Raw genomic sequence first — 17,812 nt, forward strand, 5'->3', positions numbered from 1 at the left:
CCCGGTGGGGCTTCTCGCGCAGTTCCCCGCGCCCCTGTCAGCTCGTCGTTCGACTACCGGCCGGTGGCCGCTTCTCGCGCCGTTCCCCGCGCCCCTGTCAGCTCGTCGTTCGACTACCGGCCGGTGGCCGCTTCTCGCGCCGTTCCCCGCGCCCCTGAGGCAGGCGCTTCGCGCCGCCTCCCCTTGAGGCTGCGCTTCGCGCGCCTCCCACCGGGGGGTCTGATGAGATGGCGCACGCAGTGCGCATCTCAGGGGCGCGGGGAACTGCGCGAGAAGCGGCCACCGGGCCGCACCCGAAAAACGACCCAGGGGCGCGGGGAACTGCGCGACCAGCCCCCACCGGGCGTCAGCCGACCGACGACCCGAAAGGGGCCCGCGCCCAGCGGGGGCCTACTTTTCGGTGCCGTCGGGCGAGTGGCCGCCCAAATGGGTCGGCACAGGCGCGCGCTCCAGCTCATGGCGGAGGTCATCCAGCTCGCTGCCGCCCGCCATCTGACGGGTCAGCTCGTCGAGGGTGATCTCGTCGCGGGTGTGGCTGCCGAACATGCCACCCCGCTTGAGCAGGATGAACCGGTCACCGACCAGGTACGCGTGGTGCGGGTTGTGGGTGATGAGGACCACGCCGAGCCCGGCGTCCCGCGCCGCGGCCACGTACTTGAGCACGACCCCGGACTGCTTCACCCCGAGCGCCGCGGTCGGCTCGTCGAGGACGAGGACCTTGGCGCCGAAGTACACGGCACGGGCGATCGCCACGCACTGGCGCTCGCCGCCGGACAGCGTCCCGATGGGCTGGTCGACGTCGCGCAGGTCGATGCCCATGCGCGCCAGCTCCTCGTGCGTGGTGCGCCGCATCAGGTCGACGTCCATGCGCTTGAACGGGGCGACGCCCTTCGTCGGCTCCGAACCGAGGAAGAAGTTGCGCCACACCGGCATCAGCGGCACGACCGCCAGATCCTGGTAGACCGTGGCGATGCCGTGGTCCAGGGCCTCGCGCGGGTTGGCGAACTTCGTCGGCTCGCCGTCGAGGGAGAAGGTGCCCGCGTCGTGCTGGTGCAGACCCGCGATGATCTTGATGAGGGTCGACTTGCCGGCGCCGTTGTCACCGAGGACGCAGGAGATCTCCCCCGCGTTCACGACGAGCGAGACGTCCTCCAGGGCCCGGATGTTGCCGTAGTACTTGCTGACGCCGTTCAGCTCTACGAGCGGGGTGGTCTCGGCAGGAGTGGTCATTTGCTCGCCTCCGCGCGCTTGCGGACCCAGTGGTTGAGGAGGGTCGCGAGGAGCAGCATCGCCCCGAGGAAGAACTTGAACCAGTCCGAGTTCCACTCGGCGAACACGATGCCCTTGCTGGTCATGCCGAAGATCAGGGCGCCGATGGCCGCGCCGACCGCGGAGCCGTAGCCGCCGGTGATCAGACAGCCGCCGATGACGGCCGCGACGATGTAGATCAGCTCGTTGCCCACGCCCTCGCCGGACTGCACCACGTCGTAGGAGAAGAGCAGGTGCTGCCCGGAGATCCAGGCGCCGAAGGCGACGCCCATGTAGAGGCCGATCTTGGTCTTGTTGACCGGGACGCCGACCGCGCGGGCCGCGTCCAGGTCACCGCCGACCGCGAAGATCCAGTTGCCGATGCGGGTGCGGAGCAGGATCCAGGTCGCGACCAGGACCAGAAGCAGCCACCAGAGGATCGTGATCTTGAAGTCGACGCCACCGATGGTGAACGTCGAGGCGAAGACGTCCTTGCCGGAGGTGAAGCCCTGCATGTCGGCGATGGACTTGGTCGACACGGTGCCGCTGATCAGCTTGGTGAAGCCCAGGTTCATGCCGGTCAGCATCAGGAAGGTGCCCAGCGTGATGATGAAGCTGGGCAGTTTCGTGCGGGTCAGCATGATGCCGTTGAAGGCACCGATGGCGAGGGTGACCAGGAGCGAGACGCCGACGCCGACCCAGGTGTTCGCCGTCATCTGGTAGCTGAACATCGACGAGACCAGCGCCGACGACGTGACCAGCACGCCGGCCGACAGGTCGAACTCGCCGCCGATCATCAGCAGCGCGACCGGCACCGCCATGATGCCGAGCACGGAGGCCGCGTAGAGGACGGTCGCCAGGCTGGTCGCCCGCAGGAAGCTGTCCGCGGCGATCGCGAAGAAGACGAAGACGGCGACCGCGCCGACGATCGAGCCCAGCTCGGGGCGGCCGAGGAGCTTCTTCCAGGGCGAGGTCTTCAGGAGCCGCTCGTCGAGCTGTGGCTCAGGGTGTTTCTCCGGAGCTGCTGTGCTCATCGCGTCCCCCTCTTCGCGTACTCCGCCAGCTTGGCGGCCATGTCCTTGGTCACGATCTGCGGGCCCGTGAGCACCGGCTTGCCGCCGCCGAGGACGTTCGCGTTGTACTTGTACAGCCACAGCAGGTCCACGGCCTCGTAGCCCTGGAGGTAGGGCTGCTGGTCGACGGCGAAGCCGAGGCTGTCGTCCTGGAGGCCCTGGGCCACCTTCTCGTTCAGGTCGAAGGTGTCGACCTCGGCCTTGCTGCCCGCGTCCTGCTTGGCCTTGACGGCGGTGGCGGCGAACGGTGCGCCGAGCGTGACGACCGAGTCGATCGACTTGTCGGCCTGGAGCTTGGCCTCGATGGACGACTGCACGTCGGGCATGTTGGTGCCGTCGACGTAGAGGTTCGTCATCGTGCCGTCGAAGGTCGACTTCGCACCCGCGCAGCGCTGCTCGTGGCCGACGTTGCCCTGCTCGTGCAGGACGCACAGGGCCTTCTTCCTGCCCCGCTTGTTCAGCTCGTCGCCGACGGCCTCGCCCGCGATCGTCTCGTCCTGCCCGATGTGGGTGAGCGCGCCGAACTTCTTGGACTCCGCGGAGCCCGAGTTCACGGTGATCACCGGGATACCGGCCTTCTCGGCGCGGGCCACGGCCGCCTTCATGGCGTCGGGCTTGGCCAGCGTGACGATGATGCCGTCGACCTTCTTGTCGATCGCGGCGTCCACGAGCTGCGCCTGCTGGTTGGCCTCGTCGTTGTGCGAGTAGAGGAAGTTGATGTTGTCCTTGACGGCCGCCTGCTTGGCGCCGTTCTGGACGATGTCCCAGAAGGTGTCCCCGTCGCCCGAATGGGTGATCATGGAGAAGGTCCACCTGGGGGTGTTCACCGCGGCCTTCCCCTGAGCCTGCTGGGCTTTCCTGGCGTCTTCCGCCCGCTTGCCGCCCGTGCTGCTGCATCCCGTCAGTGCGAGGCCGAGAGCCCCCGCAACCGCGATGCTCACCCAGGTCCGAAACCGTGCCACGAGGCCGTGCCCTTCTTGGTCTGCTGCGTTGTACACCGGGACCGGGCGCGCCTGTCGGCGGCCGATCCCAGAGGGCCGTTTACCGGTCCATGGGGACCTCTTTGCGGTCCCAAACGCACAAGTATGGGTCACGGGGATCATCCATCCATTCACCGGGTACCGCGCGCGGTGTACTTCTCCAGTTTCGGCACGTCCTTCTCGGTGACGAGCGCGGGCCCGGTGAGGACCGGCTTGCCGCCGCCGAGGACGTTCGCGTTGTACTTGTGCAGCCACAGCAGGTCCACGGCCTCGTACCCCTGGAGGTAGGGCTGCTGGTCGACGGCGAAGGAGACCTCCTTGGCCTTCAGCCGCCGGACGACCTCGGCGTTCAGGTCGAAGGTGGCGATCTCGGCCTTGCTGCCCGCGCCCTCCTTGGCCTTCACGGTGAGGGCCGCGACGGGGGCGCCGAGCGCCACGACCGCGTCGATGGACGGGTCGGCCTGGAGCTTGGCCTCGATGGCGGCCTGGGAGTCGGGGGCGTTGGTGCCGTCGACGTTGAGGTTCTCGACGGTGCCCTTGAAGGTCTTCTTCACGCCGTCGCAGCGCTGCTCCAGGGAGACGTTGCCCTGCTCGTGGATGACGCACAGGGTCTTCTTGCGGCCCTGCTCGGTCAGCTCGGTGCCGACGGCCTCGCCGGCCACGGACTCCTCCTGGCCGATGTGGGCGAGCGCGCCGAACTTCTCCGCGTACTCGGATCCCGAGTTGATCGAGACGACCGGGATGCCGGCCGCCTTCGCCTTCGCGAGGACCGACTCCATGGCCTGCGGCTTGGCGAGGGTGACGACGATGCCGTCGACCTTCTTGTCGATCGCGGCCTGCACCAGCTGCGCCTGGCCCTGTGCCTCCTTGTCGTTGGAGTAGAGGAAGGTCACGTTGTCCTTCTCGGCGGCGGCCTTGGCGCCGCTGCGCACGATGTCCCAGAAGGTGTCGCCCTCGCCGGAGTGCGTGACCATCGCGATCTTGAGGCGGGGCGTGTCCACGGCCTGCCCGCCGCCTCCGCCGCCCCCGTCGTCCTCGGACTCCTTGCCGCCGGAGCCGCTGCATCCGGCGGCGAGGGCGACCACCGCGACGAGGGCCGCGGCCGTTCGGGCTGTACGCGTCGTGAGCATGGTGGAGCCACCTCTCCTCCGGCCGCCCGGTGCGGCTGGAGGTGTTTGTAGCGGGCTCCTACCGCAGCGTCAATGACTTTGTCAGAACATTAGGACTTCGTACGGGTATGGGCGCGGCTCGGCGCAACTCCTAAGGGCGTACGAGGAGTTGGAACTCGAAGGAGTAGCGCGAGGCCCGGTAGATGTGGGAGGCGAACTCGACCGCTCGGCCCTTGTCGTCGAACGTCGTGCGCTGCATGGTCAGCAGCGGCGTCCCCTCCGGCTCGCCGAGCAGCTCGCCCTCGACGGCGGTGGCCGCCCGGGCCCCGACGGTCTGCCGGGCACTGTGCAGGGTGATCCCGGCGGCCCGCATCAGCCGGTACAGGCCGGTGGCCTCCAGGCGTGTGTCGTCCAGGGGCAGCAGCCCGGTGGGCAGGTGGTTGCACAGGTACGCGACCGGCTCGCCGTGGGCCAGGCGCAGCCGGTCGACGCGGTGCACCTGCTCGCCCTCGCCGACCGTGAGCGCCGCGGCCACCTCGGCGGACGCGGGCACCAGGACATTGCCGAGGACCCGGGTCGCGGGGCGCTGGCCCGCCGCCTCCAGGTCGTCGTAGAGGCTGCTCAGTTCGAGGGGGCGCTTGACCTGGCTGTGCACGACCTGGGTCCCCACGCCGCGGCGCCGCACCAGCAGCCCCTTGTCGACCAGCGACTGGATGGCCTGGCGGACCGTGGGCCGGGACAGGCCGAGGCGGCCGGCCAGCTCGATCTCGTTGCCGAGCAGGCTGCCGGGGGTGAGCGCGCCGCGCTCGATCGCCGCCTCCAGCTGCTGGGACAGCTGGAAGTAGAGCGGGACCGGGCTGCCTCGGTCGACGCTCAGCTCCAGCTGGACGGTGGGATCGGCTCCAGGTTTGGCCACGGGCCGAGCGTAGCGGCGGGAGATGTTGACGGGAAGTCCGGAAGTCAGGTTGTCCGGACAAAGAGACCGCGCCCTCCGCCCGGGGTTTGTCAGGACAAAGGATTGACAGCATCTGGACGGCACGGCACGTTGGGACGCATGCGCATCGGACTCATCGGTACGGGCCGGATCGGCACCTTCCACGCGGGCGTACTGGAGCGGTACCGGGAGGTGGGCTCGCTGGTCGTCACCGATGTGGCGCCGGAGCGGGCCGTCGCCCTCGCCGACCGGATCGGGGCGACGGCGGCGCCGAGCGTCGACGAGCTGTTCACCTGGGGCGTCGACGCGCTGGTCATCACCGCGGCGACGGCGGCGCACGCCGAGCTGATCGGGCGGGCGGCGCGGGCCGGGCTGCCGGTCTTCTGCGAGAAGCCGATCGCGCTCGACCTGCCCGGGACGCTGGCCGCCCTTGCCGAGGTGGAGGCGGCCGGGACGGTGCTCCAGCTCGGCTTCCAGCGGCGTTTCGACGCCGGGTACACAAAGGCACGGGAGACCGTGCGCGCGGGCGGCCTCGGGCGGCTGCACACCGTACGGGCGATGACCTCCGACCCGGCGCCGCCGCCGGCCGCGTACCTGCCGCTGTCCGGCGGCCTGTACCGGGACTGCCTCGTACACGACTTCGACGCGCTGCGCTGGGTGACCGGGCGGGAGGTCGTCGAGGTGTACGCGGCCGGGTCGGACGCGGGGCCGGACATGTTCCGGGAGGCCGGTGACGTGGACACCGCGGCGGTCGTCCTCACCCTCGACGACGGCACCCTGGCCACCGCCACGGCCACGCGGTGCAACGGCGCCGGGTACGACGTGCGGATGGAGCTGTCCGGGGAGCGGGACACGGTCGTGGTCGGGCTCGACGACCGTACGCCGGTCGCGTCGACCGAGCCGTCGGGGCCGCCTGCCGCCGACAAGCCCTGGCCGGGCTTCCTGGAGCGGTTCGCGCCCGCGTACGAGGCCGAGCTGAAGGCGTTCGTGGATGTGGTGCGCGGGGCTCGGGAGAATCCGTGTGACGGGTGGGAGGCGTTGGCGGCGCTGCGGGTGGCTGAGGCGTGTGAGGTGTCGCGGCGGGAGCGGCGGGTGGTGCGGGTTGCCGAGATTGCCGGGGGGCGGTGAGGGGGCTTCTCGGTCGTTGCCGAGTGCGGGGGGGTGGGGGCTGGTCGCGCAGTTCCCCGCGCCCCTGGGTGGTTCGTTCGTGTGCGCGCCGGTGGCCGCTTTTTGCGCAGTTCCCCGCGCCCCTGGGTAGTACTTCGTCCGCCGGTCGGTGGCCGCTTCCCGCGCCGTTCCCCGCGCCCCTGGGTGGTTCGTTTGTGTGCGGGCCGGTGGCCGTTCCCCGCGCGCGAGAAGCGACCACCGGCCCGCACGTGACGAACGACCTGGGGGCGCCCCTGACGTGGCGTACCTGTGCGGTGGGGCCTGTCCCGATAAGCCCCTCCGGCGTTTGAGGAGCGGGGGCCGGGGCGGAGTCCCGGGGACGGGGGCGGGGGCTACCAGCGGACTCGGAGTGTGCGGACGCCGCGCATCAGGAGGCCCGGGAGCCAGGTGTCCGGGGTGCCGTCCAGGGACAGGTCCGGGCAGCGCTCCAGGAGTGAGCGGAGCGCGATGCGGCCCTCCAGGCGGGCCAGCGGGGCGCCGAGGCAGTAGTGGATGCCGTGGCCGAAGGCGAGGTGGCCGCGGGGCGCGCGGCGGATGTCGAAGCGGTCGGGGGCGGGGAAGCGGGCCGGGTCGCGGTCGGCGTCGCCGATCGCGATCAGGACGGGGTCGCCCGCGGGGATCACGGTGCCGCCGATCTCGACCGGCTCGGCCGCGAAGCGGTGGGTGGCGGTCTCGACCGGGCCGTCGTAGCGCAGCATCTCCTCCACGGCGCCGTCGAGGAGGCTCATGTCGGCGCGCAGCGCGGCCAGTTGATCGGGGTGGTCGAGGAGGGCGCGGACTCCGTTGCCGATCAGGTTGACCGTCGTCTCGTGACCGGCGACGAGGAGCAGGAAGGCCATGCCGCGCAGCTCGGCCGGGGACAGCCGGTCGCCGTCCTCCGCCGTCGTGCGGATCAGCGCGCTGAGCAGGTCGTCGGCGGGGGCCGCGCACCGCTTGTCCTCGATCAGCTCGTCCAGGAATCCGGCGATCTCGACATGGGCGGCGTACGCCTCCTCGTCGGAGGTCGGCGCCACCACCTGGGTCGACATCCGGCGGAACCGGTCGCGGTCGATGTCGAGCACGCCGAGCAGCTCGCAGATGACGACGAAGGGCAGCGGGAAGGCGAGGGCCGCGATCAGGTCGGCGGAGCCGCGCGGCACCATGTCGTCGAGCAGTTCGTCGGTGATCTTCTGGATGCGCGGGGCGAGCGCCGCCACCCGGCCGGGGGTGAACTCGCGGGTGACGAGCGAGCGCAGCCTGCCGTGCTCCGGCGGGTCCGCGAACAGCAGGTGCGGGCCGATGAGGTCGTCCGCCATGTCCCACGGCGGTGTCTTGGCCAGCCGCGGGTCGGTGAACGCGGCGCGCGCCGCGTCGTGCCCCACGATCAGCCACAGCTCCTCGGCCGGACCGGGGCCCGGCGTGCGCACGTGGTGGACCGGGCCGCGGGCCCGCAGCTTCTCGTACACGGGGTACGGGTCGGCGTAGAACCCCGCGCGGCCCCCGTCCGCGTACTCGCTGTACTCGTTCAGGTCGACGATCTCGGTCATGCCCCGTGCCCTCCGCTCGCTGAAGCGATCAGCCCGCCCCCCGGCTCCGTACCTCTTTCAACTCGCGCCGCTCACGAGAGGTTCCCGCCAGGTGCCGCCCTTCTCCAGGAACCGGGCGAGCGGCAGCGTCGCCGCGCCGACGGTGACGGCGTCCGGGCCGAGCCGGCCCAGTTCCACGGTGGTCTGCGCGAGGGGGTGCCGCAGGGCGTACGCGGCGGCTGCGCGGCGCACAGGCTCGATCAGGCGCGGGCCGAGCAGCAGGCCCGCCCAGCCGCCGACGACGATCCGCTCGGGGTTGAAGAGGTTCACGAGGTCGGCGATGCCCGCGCCGAGGAACTCGGCCGTCTCGTCCAGCACGCCCGTGGCGGAGGGGTCTTCGAGGAGTTCGGCGAGGGCGCCCTCCTCGTCCGGGGACGACCAGCTGCCGCCGGTCTCCCGCCACCGTTCGAGCAGCGCCTCCGCGCCGACGTACGCCTCCAGGCAGCCGCGCGCGCCGCACCGGCACTCGCGCCCGCCGACCTGGAGCACGGTGTGGCCCCACTCCCCCGCGCTGGACGAGGAGCCCTGGTAGGGCACGCCGTCGGCGATGACGCAGGCGCCGACGCCGGAGCCGATGAGCGCTATCACGGCGTTGCGGGCGCCGCGGCCCGCGCCGAACCACATCTCGGCGCGGCCGAGCGTCTTGGCGCCGTTGTCGACGAACAGGGGCAGTTCGGCGAGGAGTTCGCCCTGCGCGCGCAGCATGGCCTCCAGCGGGACGGCGTCCCAGCCGATGGTCTGGCCGTGCACCACGGCGCCCTCGGCGCCGGAGGCGTCGACGATGCCGGGCACGCCGATGCCGACGCCGATGAGCGAGGCGGGGGCGGCGGACGCCTCGGCGATGACCCGGGTCAGCCCGTCCGCGATGAGCGCCACCACGCCCTCGGCGTCGTAGCGTCCGTCCGGGAGCGGGGCCTCCACGCGCGCGAGTTCTTTCAGGGAGAGGTCGAAGAGCTCCACCCGGACCCGGGTCTCGCCGACGTCCACACCGGCCAGGTGGCCGCTGCCGGGCGCGACGCGCAGCAGGGTGCGCGGGCGGCCGCCGTCGGAGTCCACGGAGCCGGCCTCCTCGACGAGGCCGTCGGCGACCAGTTCGGAGACCACATTGCTGATGGAGCCCGAGCTGAGGGCCGTCAGCGGGCCCAGTTCCTGTCTGCTGAGCGGTCCCTCGAAGTAGAGCTTGCTCAGTACGGTCGCCCGGTTGTTGCGGCGCAGATCGCGCACCGTACGCCGACGTGGTCCTGCCATCCCTGGCTCCCGCCCCTTCACCCAACAGCACCCAGCTCTTCGATCACGGTGTGAATTTACCCCGGCCGTGTCCCGGTTCAGGCTTCGTCGAGCAGCCCGGCGTCGTGGACGAGCAGCGCGATCTGTACGCGGTTGTCGAGATCGAGCTTGGTCATGACGCGTGAGACGTGGGTCTTGACCGTGGGGAGGCTCATGTAGAGGGTCGCGGCGATCTGCGCGTTGGACTTGCCGCGGCCCACCTCGATCGCGACCTCGCGCTCCCGCTCGGCGAGTTCGCCGATGCGGGCCCTGGCCGCGGCCGTGCGCTCCTCGCGCCCGGAGGCGGCGGCGTGCGTCATCAGCTGGCGGGTCACGGCGGGCGACAGGACCGGGTCACCGGCCGCGACGCTGCGCACGGCGCCGAGGATGTCGGCGGGCGAGGCGTCCTTGAGCACGAATCCGGCGGCGCCCGCGCGCAGGGCCCGCAGCACCTGCTCGTCGGCGTGGAAGGTGGTGAGGACGACGATCTCCGGGGCGTCCTCGCGGGCCCGCAGCCGCTCGGTGGCGGCGAGACCGTCGAGGACCGGCATCCGGATGTCCATGAGGACGACGTCGGGCCGGAGTGTGCCGGCGAGCGTCAGCGCCGCCTCGCCGTCGGCCGCCTCGCCGACGATCTCGACGTCGTCGGCGCCGCCCAGCATGAGCCGCAGGCCCGAGCGGACCAGGGGGTCGTCGTCGACGAGCAGCAACCGGATCGCTTTCATAGGCCCCACCGTAGTCACGTGCCTTGGTCCCCGGTGCGCGGCCGGGTCAGCCGTTCCACGGCAGCCAGGCGCGCAGCAGGAAGCCGCCGTCGGCGGCCGGTCCGTGGTCGAGCCGGCCGCCCGCGAGGGTCGCCCGCTCGGTCAGTCCGATCAGGCCCTGCCCCGAGCCGGGCACGTGCGGGACGTCGCCGGGCGGCGCCGGATTGCGTACGGCGATGGTGAGCCCGTCGCCCGCTTCGCCGGTGACCGTGACGGCGACCTCGGCGCCGGGGGCGTGCTTGCGGGCGTTGGTCAGGCCCTCCTGGGCGATGCGGTAGGCGGTGCGGCCGGTGGAGGCGGGGACTTCCTTGGGGTCGGGGACGCGGTTGTCGAGCGTCACGGACATGCCGGCCTCGCGGGATTCGGCGACCAGGGTGTCGAGGGCGACGAGGGTGGGCTGCGGGCGGCCCGACTCCTCTGCCTGGTCGGAGGCCCGCAGCACGCCGATGATCTCGCGGAGGTCCTGGAGCGCCTCGTGGGCGCTCTCCCGGATGACACCGGCGGCCCGGGCGATCTCCGGCCGGGGCGCGTCGGGCCGGAACTCCAGGGCGCCCGCGTGCACGCTCAGCAGGGTGAGCCGGTGGGCGAGGACGTCGTGCATCTCGCGGGCGATGGCCTCGCGGGCGAGCCGCTGGGCGTTCTCGGCGCGCAGGGCCGCCTCGTTCTCGGCGCGTACGGCCCGGTCCCGCAGCGACATCAGCAGCTGGCGCCGGGAGCGGACGAACATGCCCCAGCCGACCGCGGCGATCGTGATGATCACGGTGAAGGTGACCGCCGCCGTCCAGGACGTGTCGGGTTCGGGCCGCAGCCAGAAGAAGAACGGGACGAGCACGAGGTTGGCGCCCCCGACCCAGGCGATGTACCGGAACGGGCGGTGCACGGCGAGGGTGAACAGCGCGATCATGGAGGCGCCGCCCGCGCTGTTGGACAGGAAGCCGACCGGGAGCATCGCGAGGGCGAGGCCGAGCGGCCAGCGCCTGCGCAGCCAGACCGCCGCGCAGGCGAGCGCGCCGAGCGCCTGGTCGAGCAGGGCCAGGGCCTGGGGGGTGTGCGGATCGTCCCAGACCTGCTCGGCCCCGATCAGGCCGATGAAGACGGCGACGAGGAAGCAGCTGAAGTCGACGATCCAGTCGCGGGCGGTGCGCCGTCTGCGGCCGGGGCGGCCGTCGGAGTCGAGGTCGAGTTCGTCGGCGACGGCCGAGGGCAGCCAGCGCCGCCACCGCGGTGACGGTTCACCCGCCGGTCCCGCGATCGCCGCCGTCTGCTGGTCCCGCATGGCCTCCATGGTCGACAAATCTACGCACGATGGGCGGCGCGCACCGCTCCGTACGGTGATCGGGGACCGAAGTCGGGCCACGGAAGACTTTGGTCGCGGACTGCCGGGACGTCCGGCGACTTGTGCCGGACGGGCCTCGCCCCGCGGCCGATGCGAGTGGGGGGTCCGCGGGGCGAGAGTTCCTGGCATGGACGACAAGCGACTGCGGACGGTGCTGGAGATCTGCGGCACGATCGCCCTGGTCCAGGGCGCCATGGGCCTGATCCACGGGTTCACCGGCCGCCTCGACTGGGGCCTGATCGGCCGGGTTCCCTTCCTCGACGGCCGCGAGGTGTACGGGAGCATCGCGCTGGTGGTGCTGGCGATCGCCCTGTTCGCGGCCGCCGACGGCCGGAAGGGAACCTAGGCCGGGATCGGCGCCGGGTTCAGCAGGAGTGGTCGACCAGGTCGAACGTGGCGTAGTGGTCGGCCGTGTAGTAGTCCTCCTGGCTCGCCTCGCCGGTGACGATGCGGCGGGCGCCGCGGTCGGACGAGCCCGGGGTGATGACCGTGTACTCGTGGTAGTAGCCGGTGGACTGGGACGGCAGGACGCCCTCGCGGTTCTGGAACACGGTCCCGTCCTGCGAGTACGGGAACGGGCCGCCCGCCTCGATCAGGTCCAGGGTGTCGTGCGCCTGGGAGGGCAGGTCGGAGTAGCAGATGTCGCCGACCGAGGCGGCGGCGCGCACGGAGACGGCGGCCGTGGGGGCGGCCTGGGCGGCGACGGTGGCGGGGCCGCCGACGAGGAGAGCGGCGGCGATGGCTGCGGCACTGAGGAAGCGTGGGGTCTTCATGCGTTCAATTGACGCGCGTAGCGCTACGCGCGTCAATCCCAACTGCCGCATGTTTTCCGGCCGTTAACTTGTAGAGCGGCGGCCCCACCCGGTTCCGGCCAGCACGAGGACCGCGCCCACGACGCCCATGACGCCCAACTTCTCGCCGCCCAGGGTGATTCCGACGGCGGCCGCCCAGAGGGGTTCGGTGCCGAGCAGCAGGCTCACGCGGGAGGGGGAGGTACGGCGTACGGCCCACATCTGCACGAAGAACGCGAACAGCGTGCAGCAGACGGACAGGAAGAGCAGTCCGGCCCAGTCGGCGGGCCCGAAGGCGGCCGCCGCGTCCCAGGGGGCGGCGCCGGTGCCGGGGGCCGCGCAGAGCAGGGCGAACACGACGACGGCGGTGCCGAGTTGGACCGTCGTCAGCGGCAGCGCGTCGGCGCCCCGCACGGCGCGCATACGGGCCATGGCGAGGACGTGCACGGTGCGGGCGAGGGCCGCGAGGAGCATCAGCAGATCACCGGTCGAGGGTGACGTGAAACCTCCCCCTTGGGTGAGCAGGACGACGCCGAGGACGGAGGTGCCGGCCGCGGCCAGGAACGTACGGGACGGCCGGGTCCTGGTGAGCGCGGACTCGGCGAGCGGCGTGAAGATCATGGTGAGGCTGATGATGAGGCCCGCGTTGGTCGCCGAGGTGTGCACGACCCCGTACGTCTCCAGGAGGAAGATCCCGCTGAGGATCAGGCCGAGCAGTCCGGCCCCGCGCCACTGGGCGGCGCTCAGCGCGCGCAGCGCCCGCAGGCCCGCGCCCGCGAGGACGGGCAGCACGATGCCGAAGCGCAGGACGAGGACGGCGAGCACCGTCGACTGGGTGGTGACGCCCTTGGCTGCGAGATAGCTGGCGCCCCAGACGACGGCGACGGCGAGCACGGGGACGTCGGTGAGCCAGGCACGGGGGCGCGGCGCGGGCAGGGCGATGCTGCTCAAGGGGGTCTCCGGGAGGGCGGGTCCGTGCGGAGACGTCGGCGGCTCGCGCGAGGGGCCGCTCACCGTACCCACGGCGTGATCACGTTGACCAGAGGTCGCGCGCGCCGCCGGTCGGAGCGGCCGGTCTCGGCGTCCGTTTGCCGCCAGCTTCGGCTCCCGTACGCGGCTGTACTCGAAGCACGACAACAGCTCGCTACGGAGGCGTACATGAACGGCAAGGTGGCTCTGGTGACCGGCGGCTCGCGCGGGATCGGCGCGGCGACGGCGCTGCGGCTGGCCGCGGACGGATTCGACGTGGCCCTCACCTACGTACAGGGCAAGGAGGCCGCCGAGGAGGTCGTGCGGCGGATCGAGGCGCTGGGCCGGCGCGGGCTCGCCCTGCGGGCGGACTCCGCGGACGCCGGTGAGGCGGCGGAGGCGGTCGAGCGGACCGTCGAGCGACTGGGCCGCGTGGACGTGCTGGTCAACAACGTCGGCGTGGGCGTGCTCGGCCCGCTGGAGAGCCTCGGGCTCGCGGACGTCGACCGGGTGCTCGCGGTGAACGTGCGCGGGGTCTTCCTCGCCACGCAGGCCGCGGCGCGGGCCATGGGAGAAGGCGGCCGGATCGTCACCATCGGCACCTGCATGACGCAGCGCGTTCCGGGCCCCGGGGGCACGCTCTACGCGATGAGCAAGTCGGCGCTGACCGGACTGACGAAGGCGCTGGCACGGGAGTTGGGCGGCCGGGGGATCACGGCGAACATCGTCCACCCCGGCCCGACGGACACCGACATGAACCCGGCGGACGGCCCGTACGCGGCGGGCCAGACGGAGCTGACCGCGCTGGGCCGGTTCGGCACGGCGGACGAAGTGGCGGGCGCCGTCGCCTACTTGGCGGGTCCGGCGGCCACGTACGTCACGGGCACGGAGCTGGCGGTGGACGGCGGGCACGCCGCGTGACGAGCGGTTGTGCGGGGCGCTTCGGCGCCCCGCACAACCGCTCCGCACTGCTTACTGCGCGCCGGACTCGGCGTGCCGCGCGGCGAGTTGGGCGGTGCCCTGCTCGGTCAGCGAGCCGAAGAGACGCAGCCGGGAGATGCCGCCGTCCGGGTAGATGTCGATCCGGGCGTGCGTGCCGACCGCCGGGGCGTCGAGCACGAACCGGTGGTTGGTGTCGGGCTGGAGGCGGGTGCGGGGCAGCACCTCGACCCAGTCGCCCTCCGCGCCGTCGCGGACGGAGACGGACGCCCAGCCGGCGCTGTTGCCCTTCAGGTACGCCGTGTCGATCTCCAGGGCGCGGATCTCGGACTGGGCGGCCAGCTGGTAGCGGATCCAGTCGTTGCCCTGGTCGCGGCGGCGCCGGGTCTCCCAGCCGTCGTCCATCTTGCGGGAGTAGCCCGGCTGGATGGTGTTGGAGGCGGGCGAGTAGAAGAGGTTCGAGGCGTCCTCGGCGCGGCCGCCGTTGGCCAGGGCGACGACGTCGAAGGTGCCGAGCGTGGCGAGCCACTTCGGGTCCGGCACGACCTCGCCGTACACACGGAGGCGGGCGATGCCGCCGTCGGGGTGCTGGTTGACGCGCAGGTGCGTGAAGCGCTGCTCGGCGTCGACCGCGAACCCGTTCGCCGCGTGGCCGCCGACCGCCGTACGGGGTACGAGCGTCGTCCACTTCACGTCGTCGGCGAGCAGCTCCTCCGGGGTGGGCGCGCCCGCCACGGAAGTGGCCTCGACGCTGACGGCCTGCGGGTAGTTGCCGCGGAAGTGGGCGGTGTCGACGACGATGCCGCGGATCACGCCGGGCGCGCCGAGCCGGACGAGCGCCCAGTCGTGGTCGTCGGCGGTGGGCCACGGGTGGTCGGCGCCGGTGCCGCGGCGACGGCGGGTCTCCCAGCCGTCCATGACCTTGCCCTTGTGGCCGAAGTGCTCCGGGTCGAACTCGGCGCGGCCGGGCACGAGGAGGTTCTCGCGCTGGGCGAAGAACTCGTCGTTGGCGGCGATCACTCCGGCGCCGAGCGCCCGCGCGGCGAGGTCGACGTACCGGGTGAAGGGGAAGTCCGCGGTGCGGTAGTCGGCGTACGGGTCGCCGCCGCCGTAGGGGCTGGCGTCGCCGGTGAAGCTGGGTATCCCGGAGTTCGCGGACATGGTGGTCACTTGTTCCTTTCGTCGCGCACGAGCAGCTTGCCCTGCGGGGCGGTGAACTCGCCGTCGGCGACGATGCGTTCGCCGCGCAGCCAGGTCGACTTCACGACGCCGTGCAGGGTCTTGCCCGCGTACGCGGTGACGCGGTTGCGGTGCTGGAGCTCCGCCGGGTCGACGGTGAACGTCTCCTCGGGGGCGAGGACGGCGAAGTCGGCGTCGCGGCCGACGGCGATGGCGCCCTTGCGGTCGTCGAGGCCGACGAGGGCCGAGGTCCGCTCGGACATCCAGCGGACCACGTCCTCCAGGGAGTGGCCGCGGGAGCGGGCGGCGGTCCAGATCGCCGACAGGCTCAGCTGGAGACCGGAGATGCCGCCCCACGCGGTGGCGAAGTCGTCGGTCTTCAGGTCGGCCGTGGACGGCGAGTGGTCGGTGACGATGCAGTCGATGGTGCCGTCGGCGAGGGCCTGCCACAGCAGGTCCTGGTTGGCGGCCTCGCGGATGGGCGGGCAGCACTTGAACTCGCTGGCGCCGTCCGGGACTTCCTCGGCGGTGAGCGTGAGGTAGTGCGGACAGGTCTCGACGGTGACCTTGACGCCCTCGGCCTTGGCGGCGGCGATCAGCGGCAGCGCGTCGGAGGAGGACAGGTGCAGGATGTGGATGCGGGCGCCGATCCGCTTCGCGGTGTCGATGAGCCCCTTGATCGCGACGTCCTCGGAGACCCGGGGGCGGGTGGCGAGGTAGTCGTCGTACTTCGGGCCGCTGTGGTGCGGGGCGACGTCCAGCTCGTGCGGGTCCTCGGCGTGCACGATGAGCAGGCCGCCGAATCCGGCGATCTCGGCCATGGAGGCGGTGAGCTGCTCGCCGTTCAGGTGCGGGAACTCGTCCACGCCGGACGGCGACAGGAAGCACTTGAAGCCGAAGACGCCGGCGTCGTGCAGCGGGCGCAGGTCCTTGACGTTGTCGGGCAGCGCGCCGCCCCAGAAACCGACGTCGATGTGCGCCTTGCTCGCCGCCACCTCCTTCTTCGTCCGGAGGTTGTCGACCGTCGTCGTCGGCGGCAGGGAGTTGAGCGGCATGTCCACGAGCGTGGTGATGCCGCCGGCCGCGGCCGCGCGGGTGGCGGTCCAGAAGCCCTCCCACTCGGTGCGCCCCGGGTCGTTCACGTGGACGTGCGTGTCGACGATGCCGGGCAGCAGCACGTCGTCGCCGAAGTCCTCGATCCTGGCGCCCGCCGGTACCTCCGCGTCGTGCGCGAGCACCGCGGCGATCTTCCCCTGGGCCACCGCGACCGACGCGGGCCGCGTACCGTCGGGGGTGATGACGCGGGTCGAGCGCAGCACCAGTTCGACTTCGACGTCCGACACCCTGGACCTCCCGTACATGAGTTCAACGTTCTGTTGAAGGAGTTTTCACTCCGACTTCGGGAACCGTCAAGGCTCTAGACGTTTCCACAAAGTGAAATTATGATTCCGGTAGGCAGAACGTAGCTACCGACGAACTTCGAGGTCAAGAGATCACCGGTCGGGAATCGCTCGGTAGGCTGCACCATCGCCTGCTTGTCCTCGAAAGGAACGCGCCGTGCCGACGTCCGACGCCAGCACCACCGACACTGCCAAGGCCACGCCCAGCGGCGGTGTCCAGTCCCTGGAGCGCGCCTTCGACCTCCTGGAGCGGATGGCCGACGCCGGCGGCGAGGTGGGCCTGAGCGAACTCTCCGCCAGCAGCGGCCTGCCCCTGCCGACGATCCACCGGCTGATGCGCACGCTGGTCGCCTGCGGTTACGTGCGTCAGCAGCCCAACCGCCGGTACGCGCTCGGCCCGCGCCTGATCCGGCTCGGCGAGTCGGCGGCCCGGCTGCTCGGCACGTGGGCGCGGCCGTATCTGGCCCGTCTGGTGGAGGAGACCGGCGAGACGGCGAACATGGCGCTGCTCGACGGCGACGAGATCGTGTACGTCGCCCAGGTGCCGTCCAAGCACTCGATGCGGATGTTCACCGAGGTCGGGCGGCGCGTGCTGCCGCACTCGACCGGGGTGGGCAAGGCGCTGCTCGCCTACACCCCGGCGGACGAGGTGCGCTCGCTTCTGGGGCGGACCGGGATGCCCGCCGCGACCGAGAAGACGATCACTACGCCGGACGGTTTCCTGGACGCGCTGGAGGATGTCCGACGGCTCGGGTACGCCGTCGACGACAACGAGCAGGAGATCGGGGTGCGGTGTCTCGCCGTCTCCGTGCCGGACTCGCCGACCGCCGCCGCCATCTCCATCTCCGGGCCGGCCGGGCGCGTGACCGATGCCGCGACGGAGAAGATCGTGCCGGTGCTTCAGCAGGTGGCCCGCGAACTCTCGGCGGCACTGGCCAGCTCCGGCAACGCGTCGTAGGGGTCACGGGTACGTCGCCGAGCGCGCCTTTCGTCGTGGCCGGTCGCGCAGTTCCCCGCGCCCCTGGGTCGTTCTTCGCCCGCGGCCCGGTGGCCGCTTCTCGCGCAGTTCCCCGCGCCCCTGGGTCGTTCTTC

General features: G+C 71.8%; 17 protein-coding genes. 4 read left to right on the top strand and 13 right to left on the bottom strand.

From position 1 onward, the window contains the following. Positions 1-390: 390 nt before the first annotated feature. From K377_RS35925 to K377_RS35945, 5 genes are all read right to left on the bottom strand, one after another. Positions 391-1,230 (bottom strand): ATP-binding cassette domain-containing protein, encoded by an 840-nt coding sequence (locus K377_RS35925; RefSeq protein WP_111667820.1) that lies wholly within the window; start codon positions 1,228-1,230, stop codon positions 391-393. Continuing rightward, positions 1,227-2,282 carry an ABC transporter permease gene (locus tag K377_RS35930; RefSeq protein ID WP_111667821.1) on the bottom strand — a complete coding sequence of 352 codons (1,056 nt, stop codon included), beginning with the start codon at positions 2,280-2,282 and terminating at the stop codon, positions 1,227-1,229. The genes K377_RS35925 and K377_RS35930 overlap by 4 nt, the downstream gene beginning before the upstream one ends. Beyond that, positions 2,279-3,283 (bottom strand): sugar ABC transporter substrate-binding protein, encoded by a 1,005-nt coding sequence (locus K377_RS35935; RefSeq protein WP_111667822.1) that lies wholly within the window; start codon positions 3,281-3,283, stop codon positions 2,279-2,281. Before K377_RS35935 ends, K377_RS35930 begins: the two co-directional genes overlap by 4 nt. Before the next feature lie 149 nt (positions 3,284-3,432). Further along, positions 3,433-4,431, bottom strand: a complete 999-nt coding sequence (locus K377_RS35940) for a sugar ABC transporter substrate-binding protein (RefSeq protein WP_111667823.1) — start codon at positions 4,429-4,431, stop codon at positions 3,433-3,435. Between the two features lie 130 nt (positions 4,432-4,561). After that, positions 4,562-5,326, bottom strand: a complete 765-nt coding sequence (locus tag K377_RS35945) for a GntR family transcriptional regulator (protein WP_111667824.1) — start codon at positions 5,324-5,326, stop codon at positions 4,562-4,564. A 138-nt stretch (positions 5,327-5,464) separates the two neighbouring features. Here K377_RS35945 and K377_RS35950 point away from each other — a divergent pair, with 138 nt between their 5' ends. Continuing rightward, positions 5,465-6,472: a Gfo/Idh/MocA family oxidoreductase gene (locus K377_RS35950; protein WP_111667825.1), complete on the top strand. Its 1,008-nt coding sequence runs from the start codon at positions 5,465-5,467 to the stop codon at positions 6,470-6,472. 371 nt (positions 6,473-6,843) lie between these two features. Here the strand turns inward: K377_RS35950 and K377_RS35955 are convergent, their stop codons facing one another. From K377_RS35955 to K377_RS35970, 4 genes are all read right to left on the bottom strand, one after another. After that, positions 6,844-8,037, bottom strand: coding sequence for a cytochrome P450 (locus K377_RS35955; protein ID WP_111667826.1), 1,194 nt, complete (start codon positions 8,035-8,037; stop codon positions 6,844-6,846). A gap of 57 nt (positions 8,038-8,094) precedes the next feature. Continuing rightward, positions 8,095-9,324, bottom strand: coding sequence for an ROK family transcriptional regulator (locus tag K377_RS35960; RefSeq protein WP_111667827.1), 1,230 nt, complete (start codon positions 9,322-9,324; stop codon positions 8,095-8,097). A gap of 77 nt (positions 9,325-9,401) precedes the next feature. Continuing rightward, positions 9,402-10,067, bottom strand: coding sequence for a response regulator transcription factor (locus K377_RS35965; protein ID WP_111667828.1), 666 nt, complete (start codon positions 10,065-10,067; stop codon positions 9,402-9,404). 46 nt (positions 10,068-10,113) lie between these two features. Continuing rightward, positions 10,114-11,382, bottom strand: a complete 1,269-nt coding sequence (locus K377_RS35970; protein ID WP_237551607.1) for a histidine kinase — start codon at positions 11,380-11,382, stop codon at positions 10,114-10,116. A 187-nt stretch (positions 11,383-11,569) separates the two neighbouring features. On the opposite strand from K377_RS35970, the gene K377_RS35975 reads away from it, so the two are divergent. Beyond that, the gene (locus tag K377_RS35975; RefSeq protein WP_237551600.1) at positions 11,570-11,788 is read left to right on the top strand and encodes a hypothetical protein; all 219 of its coding nucleotides are present in this window, start codon (positions 11,570-11,572) and stop codon (positions 11,786-11,788) included. Positions 11,789-11,807: 19 nt separating this feature from the next. Here the strand turns inward: K377_RS35975 and K377_RS35980 are convergent, their stop codons facing one another. Beyond that, positions 11,808-12,215 carry a ribonuclease gene (locus tag K377_RS35980; RefSeq protein WP_111667829.1) on the bottom strand — a complete coding sequence of 136 codons (408 nt, stop codon included), beginning with the start codon at positions 12,213-12,215 and terminating at the stop codon, positions 11,808-11,810. Positions 12,216-12,278: 63 nt separating this feature from the next. Beyond that, positions 12,279-13,184, bottom strand: coding sequence for a DMT family transporter (locus tag K377_RS35985; RefSeq protein ID WP_111667830.1), 906 nt, complete (start codon positions 13,182-13,184; stop codon positions 12,279-12,281). Between the two features lie 207 nt (positions 13,185-13,391). Here K377_RS35985 and K377_RS35990 point away from each other — a divergent pair, with 207 nt between their 5' ends. Next, entirely contained in the window at positions 13,392-14,123 is a 732-nt protein-coding gene (locus tag K377_RS35990; protein WP_111667831.1) for an SDR family oxidoreductase, read from the top strand. Positions 14,124-14,174: 51 nt separating this feature from the next. Here the strand turns inward: K377_RS35990 and alc are convergent, their stop codons facing one another. After that, on the bottom strand, positions 14,175-15,302 hold the full coding sequence (gene alc / locus K377_RS35995) for an allantoicase (protein ID WP_111667851.1): 1,128 nt from the start codon (positions 15,300-15,302) through the stop codon (positions 14,175-14,177). A 5-nt stretch (positions 15,303-15,307) separates the two neighbouring features. Continuing rightward, positions 15,308-16,663: an allantoinase AllB gene (gene allB, locus K377_RS36000; protein WP_111667832.1), complete on the bottom strand. Its 1,356-nt coding sequence runs from the start codon at positions 16,661-16,663 to the stop codon at positions 15,308-15,310. Positions 16,664-16,877: 214 nt separating this feature from the next. Here allB and K377_RS36005 point away from each other — a divergent pair, with 214 nt between their 5' ends. Next, entirely contained in the window at positions 16,878-17,678 is an 801-nt protein-coding gene (locus tag K377_RS36005) for an IclR family transcriptional regulator (RefSeq protein ID WP_111667833.1), read from the top strand. Positions 17,679-17,812 lie beyond the last annotated feature (134 nt).

The organism is Streptomyces sp. PsTaAH-137 (assembly GCF_003259365.1).
GTDB lineage: Bacteria > Actinomycetota > Actinomycetes > Streptomycetales > Streptomycetaceae > Streptomyces.

Bases quoted from the DNA above. Each gene is read 5' to 3' on its own strand.
- K377_RS35970 (WP_237551607.1), bottom strand. From the start codon at position 11,382: ATGCGGGACCAGCAGACGGCGGCGATCGCGGGACCGGCGGGTGAACCG.
- K377_RS35955 (WP_111667826.1), bottom strand. From the start codon at position 8,037: ATGACCGAGATCGTCGACCTGAACGAGTACAGCGAGTACGCGGACGGG.
- K377_RS35950 (WP_111667825.1), top strand. From the start codon at position 5,465: ATGCGCATCGGACTCATCGGTACGGGCCGGATCGGCACCTTCCACGCG.
- K377_RS35925 (WP_111667820.1), bottom strand. From the start codon at position 1,230: ATGACCACTCCTGCCGAGACCACCCCGCTCGTAGAGCTGAACGGCGTC.
- K377_RS35975 (WP_237551600.1), top strand. From the start codon at position 11,570: ATGGACGACAAGCGACTGCGGACGGTGCTGGAGATCTGCGGCACGATC.
- K377_RS35940 (WP_111667823.1), bottom strand. From the start codon at position 4,431: ATGCTCACGACGCGTACAGCCCGAACGGCCGCGGCCCTCGTCGCGGTG.
- K377_RS35965 (WP_111667828.1), bottom strand. From the start codon at position 10,067: ATGAAAGCGATCCGGTTGCTGCTCGTCGACGACGACCCCCTGGTCCGC.
- K377_RS35930 (WP_111667821.1), bottom strand. From the start codon at position 2,282: ATGAGCACAGCAGCTCCGGAGAAACACCCTGAGCCACAGCTCGACGAG.
- K377_RS35960 (WP_111667827.1), bottom strand. From the start codon at position 9,324: ATGGCAGGACCACGTCGGCGTACGGTGCGCGATCTGCGCCGCAACAAC.
- K377_RS35980 (WP_111667829.1), bottom strand. From the start codon at position 12,215: ATGAAGACCCCACGCTTCCTCAGTGCCGCAGCCATCGCCGCCGCTCTC.
- K377_RS35990 (WP_111667831.1), top strand. From the start codon at position 13,392: ATGAACGGCAAGGTGGCTCTGGTGACCGGCGGCTCGCGCGGGATCGGC.
- alc (WP_111667851.1), bottom strand. From the start codon at position 15,302: ATGTCCGCGAACTCCGGGATACCCAGCTTCACCGGCGACGCCAGCCCC.